The sequence below is a fragment of the Brevibacillus sp. FW306-2-1A-C05A genome, assembly GCF_058781555.1.
In genome coordinates this window covers 81,423-87,979 of the sequence record NZ_JBYSWV010000018.1, presented here as the reverse complement: position 1 = coordinate 87,979, position 6,557 = coordinate 81,423, and the positions used below count along the sequence as shown (strand labels likewise).

The 6,557-nt window shown below is 55.1% G+C and carries 9 protein-coding genes; 7 read left to right on the top strand and 2 right to left on the bottom strand.

The genetic code is table 11. From position 1 onward, the window contains the following. Positions 1 to 53 precede the first annotated feature (53 nt). Positions 54 to 1,274, bottom strand: a complete 1,221-nt coding sequence (locus AC3WJN_RS13220) for an MFS transporter (RefSeq protein WP_197186771.1) — start codon at positions 1,272 to 1,274, stop codon at positions 54 to 56. Positions 1,275 to 1,352: 78 nt separating this feature from the next. Beyond that, positions 1,353 to 1,916 carry a TetR/AcrR family transcriptional regulator gene (locus AC3WJN_RS13215; RefSeq protein WP_492329279.1) on the bottom strand — a complete coding sequence of 188 codons (564 nt, stop codon included), beginning with the start codon at positions 1,914 to 1,916 and terminating at the stop codon, positions 1,353 to 1,355. Positions 1,917 to 2,114: 198 nt separating this feature from the next. Here AC3WJN_RS13215 and AC3WJN_RS13210 point away from each other — a divergent pair, with 198 nt between their 5' ends. The 7 genes from AC3WJN_RS13210 to rsfS all read left to right on the top strand — a co-directional run bounded on the left by AC3WJN_RS13210 (position 2,115) and on the right by rsfS (position 6,556). Then, positions 2,115 to 2,639, top strand: coding sequence for a YqeG family HAD IIIA-type phosphatase (locus AC3WJN_RS13210; RefSeq protein ID WP_005833181.1), 525 nt, complete (start codon positions 2,115 to 2,117; stop codon positions 2,637 to 2,639). Continuing rightward, the gene (gene yqeH / locus AC3WJN_RS13205; protein ID WP_005833179.1) at positions 2,636 to 3,757 is read left to right on the top strand and encodes a ribosome biogenesis GTPase YqeH; all 1,122 of its coding nucleotides are present in this window, start codon (positions 2,636 to 2,638) and stop codon (positions 3,755 to 3,757) included. The genes AC3WJN_RS13210 and yqeH overlap by 4 nt, the downstream gene beginning before the upstream one ends. 83 nt (positions 3,758 to 3,840) lie before the next feature. Next, positions 3,841 to 4,692, top strand: coding sequence for a shikimate dehydrogenase (locus AC3WJN_RS13200; protein WP_026558452.1), 852 nt, complete (start codon positions 3,841 to 3,843; stop codon positions 4,690 to 4,692). Positions 4,693 to 4,728: 36 nt separating this feature from the next. Next, a complete protein-coding gene (gene yhbY / locus AC3WJN_RS13195) occupies positions 4,729 to 5,019 on the top strand; it encodes a ribosome assembly RNA-binding protein YhbY (protein ID WP_005833176.1) in 291 nt (96 codons plus the stop codon). 13 nt (positions 5,020 to 5,032) lie between these two features. Then, positions 5,033 to 5,626 carry a nicotinate-nucleotide adenylyltransferase gene (locus AC3WJN_RS13190; RefSeq protein ID WP_005833174.1) on the top strand — a complete coding sequence of 198 codons (594 nt, stop codon included), beginning with the start codon at positions 5,033 to 5,035 and terminating at the stop codon, positions 5,624 to 5,626. Then, positions 5,610 to 6,200 carry a bis(5'-nucleosyl)-tetraphosphatase (symmetrical) YqeK gene (gene yqeK, locus AC3WJN_RS13185; protein WP_221842078.1) on the top strand — a complete coding sequence of 197 codons (591 nt, stop codon included), beginning with the start codon at positions 5,610 to 5,612 and terminating at the stop codon, positions 6,198 to 6,200. Before AC3WJN_RS13190 ends, yqeK begins: the two co-directional genes overlap by 17 nt. Further along, positions 6,200 to 6,556 (top strand): ribosome silencing factor, encoded by a 357-nt coding sequence (rsfS, locus tag AC3WJN_RS13180; protein WP_005833170.1) that lies wholly within the window; start codon positions 6,200 to 6,202, stop codon positions 6,554 to 6,556. The genes yqeK and rsfS overlap by 1 nt, the downstream gene beginning before the upstream one ends. Position 6,557 lies beyond the last annotated feature (1 nt).

Sequence of the window (6,557 nt, the reverse complement as noted above, 5' to 3'; positions counted from 1 at the left end):
CTCCCGCCAACCGCCGCCAAATCATCACCGTCGCCTGCTTTGATCGCAACCCCTCAAGGCGTGTGCATCTCGCCTTTTTGTGCGGAATACCGCACCGCCTTGCTCGCTTTCAACTGGATGAACAGCAAGATGCCAAAGCCGAGCACCGCTGCCGCGACGACGAGGAGAGCCGAGGACACAGGCAAGAGATCCGTCAAAATCCCGCCAGCCAGTGGGCCCGCAACCATGCCGATTCCGTGGAACATGTTGAACAGCGAGTAGGCTGTTCCGTAAGCGCCGCTTCCCCCTTGGTCGATGATCCCCCCGAGTGTCGGGAGAGTAGGGGACAGCGTGAAGCCGACGCTCGCGCCGACTAGCGCCATCGCGATTCCGGCTTGCCACAGCGAGTCGGCCCAGACCAGGAAAGGCATGAAGACAGCGAGTGCAACGACTCCGGCAAACATCAGTTTGTACGGGTTAAACCGGCCGGACAGCGAGCCTGCCACGGGGGCAATCAATCCGTATGCCAGCGTCATCGCGCCAAACAACAGCCCGATCACGGTCGGCGTAATGCTGAGCTTCTGCGTCAAAAAGACGGGCAGTGTCGGCTCCAGCAGGCAGAGCGACACTTCCGCGAGCAGGACGATCCCGGCGATGAAGACGACTTGCGGATTGCGCAAAAATTTGCCGACCAAAAGCTTTTCGCTCGCTGTGCGCGCCGTTTCTTCCTTGAGGAACAAATACACCAAGACGATGTTGATGACCGTAAAGGCCGCAGCCGCGAGAAACGGCGTCCGGTGATCGCTAATTTCAAACAGCCAGCCGCCAATCGGCGCGCCGAGCAAGGTGCCTGTAGAGATGGCCGTCAGCGCGGTGCCCATGACCGCTCCGCGCATTTTCGGCGGGAACAGGTCGGCGAGCAGGGCGAGCGCCGTCGGCCACGTCGCAGCCGCCGCAATCCCTTGCACGAAGCGGGCTGTAATCAGCAAGGCCATCGTTTCGGAAAAAGCGAATAGCAGCGTCGAAGCGGCAAGCCCGACCAAGCCGACGAGCAGCACTGTCCGTCTGCCCAAGCGGTCAGAGATCGGCCCGAAGATCGGCGTGGCGAGCAACATCGCGACCGCATAGCTGCTGAACAGGACGCCCATCATCGTCGAGGAAGGCTGCAGCGTCTCGGAAAAATAAGGAACGATCGGGATCAACAGGCTGTAAAGCAGCATGTCGATAAACAAAATCAGAATCACAAAAAGCAAACCGGTACGTTGCGGCTTTGTCATTTGCGTGAAAAAAGACATCATCAACACCTCATCCCATCTAACTCAAAAAACTATTTTTGTTTTATTAGTTTTCGCAAAAAAAGGGAATAAAAGGGGTCACCTTTTATCCACTGGCACGAGTCCGTACAACAGAACGTCTACAATCGCGGCCAAAGCTTCCGATACGGTAATCTGGTTTTGCATGTAGAAACGCTGGTCGAGCGTCGAATTGACCGCGTCCACGATCAGCTTCATCATCAGCGTGACATTCATGTTGACGATCAGCCCTTCCTTGATTCCTTGCTCGATCAGTCCGCGCAGCGTCTGCCAGTCATCCGAGAGCGCGGAGTCGACCAAGGCCCATTGCTCCGGGTAGTAGCGCTTCATCTGTTCGAGAATGCGCAAATCGTAAAACTCGTAGTGTGTCGGCAAAACCATCATGACGCCTTTGATTTTTTCGATCAGGGAAAGACTGTCGTCGTCGAGAATTTGCTTTGTTTTTTCATCGGCCTCGGCAAACGTTTGGGAGATGATCACCTCGAGAATCTCCACCTTCGAGGAAAAGTGCTCGTAGAGCGTCCGCTTGCTGATGCCGAGCCTGCGAGCCAGGTCGTCCATGGAAAACTTCATGCCCTTGTCTCTGATCTCATCAATAAAACCTTTCATGATCCGGTCTTTCATCGCCATCGCCCCCCTGCCTAACCACCGGTTGAAAACCGGATAAACAAAAGTAGTTTTCTTAGTGTTTCCATTATGGCACAAAGCCGTTGTCCACGGCAAGCGGCAGCTAATGTTTTTCTTTTGCAACAGGGTGGTCGATTATGGTATAGTAGGTGCCGAAATCGCGGTTGATGGCTGCACATCATATGGAGGTGCCCCGTGTTTTTAAACAAGCTGATGCCCAGTCAGTTCGTGGAGTCTATCCATCACATTGATATAGATCAATTGAAACGAAATAAAATCCGCGCGGTGATTACAGATTTGGACAACACCCTTGTAGAATGGGACAGGCCAGAAGCTACCCCGGAAGTAATAAGCTGGCTCGGGCGCTTGCACGATGCAGGCATCCAGGTCACGGTCGTGTCCAACAACAACAAGGAGCGCGTCCAGCGCTTCTGTGCACCGCTCGATCTCGGTTTTATTTGTGCGGCGAGAAAGCCGACAAACCGTGCCTTTTTGCAGGCGGTTCGGCAAATGAATGTGACGATTGCCGAGACGGTCGTGATCGGCGATCAATTGTTTACCGATGTGCTGGGAGGAAATCGGCTGGGGTTTCATACGATCCTGGTCGTGCCTGTGGCCCAGACGGACGGTTTCTGGACGCGCTTTAACCGTCAGATGGAGCGCGTGGCTTTGAGCTGGATGGAAAGGAAAGGAATGGTTTCGTGGAGGAGAAAAGCATGACGGAACAAACAATCGGCACTTGTGCCGGCTGTGGTATTGCGCTTCAGACCGAGGATGCGAAAAAGCCCGGCTATGCGCCTGAATCGGCGCTGGGCCGCAAAGTGGTGATCTGCCAGCGCTGCTATCGCATCAAGCACTACAACGAAGTCGCGCCAGTGGCGATGGGCGATGACGACTTCCTGAAAATTTTGGACGGCATCGGCTCGACACAGTCTCTGGTCGTCATGGTCGTCGATATTTTCGACTTCCAGGGCTCCTGGCTCAGAGGCTTGCCGCGCTTCGTCGGCAACAACCCGATTTTGCTCGTCGGCAACAAGGTGGACCTTTTGCCGAGAAACATCAACCTGAACCGTGTACGCAACTGGATGCAGCACGAAGCGAAGGAACGCGGCCTGCGCCCGGAAGACATCGTGCTCATCAGTGCGCAAAAAGGGCAGCATATCGACGAGTTGCTCAACCGGATCGGGGAACTGCGCAAAGGACGCGATGTGTACATCGTCGGCGTGACCAATGTCGGCAAGTCGACGATGATTAACCGCATCCTGCACGACTACGGAGCGGCAGAGCTTACGATTACGACCTCGCCGTTTCCAGGCACGACCCTGGACAAAATCGAAATCCCGCTGGAAGACGGACGCTCCATTTTCGATACGCCGGGCATTATCAACCGCGATCAGATCGGGCACATGATTTCTCCATCCGATCTGCGGAAAATCACGCCGAAAAGCCGGATCAACTCCAAGGTGTACCAGCTTGAAGATGGGCAAACCTTGTTCCTGGGCGGACTTGCCCGCATTGACTTTGTACGCGGACCGAAGCAGCCGTTTGTCGTCTATGTCGACAACGACCTGTACATTCACCGCACGAAGCTGGAAAAGGCGGACGAGGTGCTGCAAAAGCATCACGGCACATTGCTCGTGCCCCCTACCGGGGAGGAAGCGGCCAAAGCATTGCCGCCGTTTGTGAAGCATTCGTTCAAGGTCAAGCAGTCGCAAATCCCTACGGATATCGTCATTTCCGGCTTGGGCTGGGTGACGATTCAAGGCAAGTACGAAGCGAACGTCGTCGTTCACGCGCCAAAAGGGGTAAGCGTGGGCATGCGCAGAGGTTTGATCTAGCCTTTTGCCAGCGACGCGCATGATGGCGTCTTTTGCTTTGCGCCATATGCTAGAGAGAGAAGCTACGGGGGAGGAAAAGCTCCATGATTACAAGCAAAACACAGTTGGTCGGCCTGTTTGGACATCCGGTATCCCATTCGCAGTCTCCGATGATGCACAATGCTGCTTTTGCTGAGACCGGACTCGACTTTGCCTACTCGGCTTTCGACGTCGAACCGGAAGCGCTGGAGGACGCGGTAGCGGGGATTCGCGCATTGGGCCTTCGCGGGATTAACGTCACGATCCCGCACAAGGTCGCGATCATGCCGATGCTCGATGAAATTGATCCGCTGGCGAAGCGAATCGGCGCCGTCAATACCGTGGTGAGCAAAGATGGCAGGCTGATCGGCTACAATACAGATGGCATGGGCTACGTCCGCTCCCTTGTGGAAGAGACGGGAATCGTGCTGGACAAGCAAATTGTCACCATGATGGGCGCGGGCGGTGCTGCCCGTGCCGTTGCGTTTACGCTCGCCGAAAAAGGCGTAAAGGAAATCCGCATCATCAATCGCTCGCGGGAAAGAGCCGCCATGCTGGCCGAGCATGTAGGCACGATCGTTCCGACGCGAATCGTCGAGCAGGGCGAAGGCAAAGACGCGATCGCGGACTCTTCGCTTTTGATTAATACGACGTCCATCGGAATGCTGCCAAACGTGCAGGACACCCCGGTGCCAGCAGACTGGCTTCACTCCGGGCTGATTGTCAGCGACCTGATTTACAACCCGCTGGAGACAAGACTGCTCCGCGAAGCGCAGGCGATCGGCGCGACTGTTCACTCCGGCGTCGGCATGTTTGTGAACCAGGGCGCCCTTGCTTTTGAGCTGTGGACGGGAACCGACGCACCGACGGAAGTCATGCGCGAAGTCGTCTTGCAGCAACTGACGAAAACAACCTGATCGAACATGATTGCAGGAACTAAAGGAGGCATGCCGATGTTGACCGGCAAGCAAAAGCGCTTTTTGCGCGCAGAAGCTCATCATCTCACCCCGATTTTCCAGGTAGGAAAAGGCGGCGTTAACGAAAATATGATTACCCAGATCAAGGAAGCGCTGGAAGTGCGCGAGCTGATTAAAGTCGCGATTTTGCAAAACAACAGCGACGACAAGCATGAAGTAGCAGAAGAACTGGCAGCAGGTGCGGGTGCCGAGCTGGTGCAACTGATTGGCCATACGGTTGTCTTGTACAAAGAGTCCCGGGAGCACAAGACGATCAAGCTGCCGTAAGTGATCGAACACCATGAAGGACGCACGAAAAAAAGTCGGGATCATGGGCGGCACGTTTGATCCCATCCATTGCGGCCACTTGCTGGCGGCTGAACAGGCCAGAGAGCAGGCTGGACTTGACGAGGTCTGGTTTATGCCATCGCACATTCCGCCGCACAAGAGCAGGGAGGGGCTGACAGAGGCGCATCATCGCCTGCAAATGGTTCAGCTCGCCATAGCCGATCACGAGTCGTTTCGCGTGACGGATATCGAACTGGCCCGAAAAGGCCCCTCTTACACGTACGATACGATGGTTCTGCTCACGCAGCAGTTTCCTGATTGTCAGTTTTCTTTTATTATTGGGGGAGACATGGTAAAAATCTTGCCCAAATGGTACCAGTTCCAACAGTTGATCCGCATGGTACGCTTTATAGGTCTGGCGCGACCGGGCACGGAGTTGGAGCGGGAGGCGTGCGAGTACGTCACCTTCGTGGAGATGCCGGTCTGGGACATCTCTTCCACGTTAATCCGGGAAAAGGCGGCGGCGGGCAAAAGCATCCGCTATCTGGTACCTGATGCTGTGGAGCGTTATATAAAGGAGAACCGATTCTATGAAACTCTTGTCTAATCGGGAGGAACTGTTTGCGCGCATCCGGGCGCAAATGCACGAGAAGCGCTACAAGCATACTTTGGGGGTCGCCCAGTCTGCCCGCGAGCTTGCACAGCGATACGGCGCTGACCCTGACAAAGCCGAGCTTGCCGGACTTTTGCACGACTACTGCAAATGCTGGCCCGTGGAGAAAATGTTCGAAATTCTCGTTCGCCACGATATGCCGACAGAGCTGTTGGAAGGGGAAAAAGAGCTGTGGCACGCTTTTGCCGGGGCAATCGTCATTCAGAACGACCTGGGAGTGACGGACCCGGATATTTTGCAAGCCGTTCGCTACCATACGACCGGGCGAGCCGGGATGTCCCTGTTAGAAAAAGTGGTTTGTGTGGCAGACTATATAGAACCGAACCGGAATTTTCCTGGCGTGGAGCAGATTCGCACGCTGGCCGAGAAAGACCTTGATGCCGCCCTGGCTCTCGCTTTGGGAGGCACGATCCAGTTTTTGATAGAAAAGCAGAAGACGGTCTATCCGCTGACGCTTACCGCTTATAACGATCTGGTATCCCGCAAAGGGAAAGAAGGAGGGCTTTGATGGTTAAAACAGTAGAAGAGTTGGCTCGCTTGGTAGTGAAGGCAGCAGAAGACAAAAAGGCAGAAAATCTGAAGGTGCTGGACATCAGCAAGCTTTCGGTGATTGCAGACTACTTCATGATCTGCCACGGAAACAACGAGCGTCAGGTGCAGGCGATCGTGCGCGAAATTCGCGATCAAGCCCACAAAAACGGTTTTGACGTTCGCGGCATTGAAGGCGCGGATGAGGGACGCTGGGTGCTCGTCGACCTCGGCGATATCGTGATTCACGTCTTCCACCGCGAAGATCGCGAGTTTTACAATCTGGAGCGACTGTGGAAGGATGCAGAAGAAGTGTCCTTCGCTGCGCAAGGGTAAA

Excerpts from the sequence above, each read along its gene's own strand:
- AC3WJN_RS13220 (WP_197186771.1), bottom strand. The coding sequence starts at position 1,274 with ATGTCTTTTTTCACGCAAATGACAAAGCCGCAACGTACCGGTTTGCTT.
- AC3WJN_RS13215 (WP_492329279.1), bottom strand. The coding sequence starts at position 1,916 with ATGAAAGACCGGATCATGAAAGGTTTTATTGATGAGATCAGAGACAAG.
- yqeH (WP_005833179.1), top strand. The coding sequence starts at position 2,636 with ATGACGGAACAAACAATCGGCACTTGTGCCGGCTGTGGTATTGCGCTT.
- AC3WJN_RS13200 (WP_026558452.1), top strand. The coding sequence starts at position 3,841 with ATGATTACAAGCAAAACACAGTTGGTCGGCCTGTTTGGACATCCGGTA.
- yhbY (WP_005833176.1), top strand. The coding sequence starts at position 4,729 with ATGTTGACCGGCAAGCAAAAGCGCTTTTTGCGCGCAGAAGCTCATCAT.
- AC3WJN_RS13190 (WP_005833174.1), top strand. The coding sequence starts at position 5,033 with ATGAAGGACGCACGAAAAAAAGTCGGGATCATGGGCGGCACGTTTGAT.
- yqeK (WP_221842078.1), top strand. The coding sequence starts at position 5,610 with ATGAAACTCTTGTCTAATCGGGAGGAACTGTTTGCGCGCATCCGGGCG.
- rsfS (WP_005833170.1), top strand. The coding sequence starts at position 6,200 with ATGGTTAAAACAGTAGAAGAGTTGGCTCGCTTGGTAGTGAAGGCAGCA.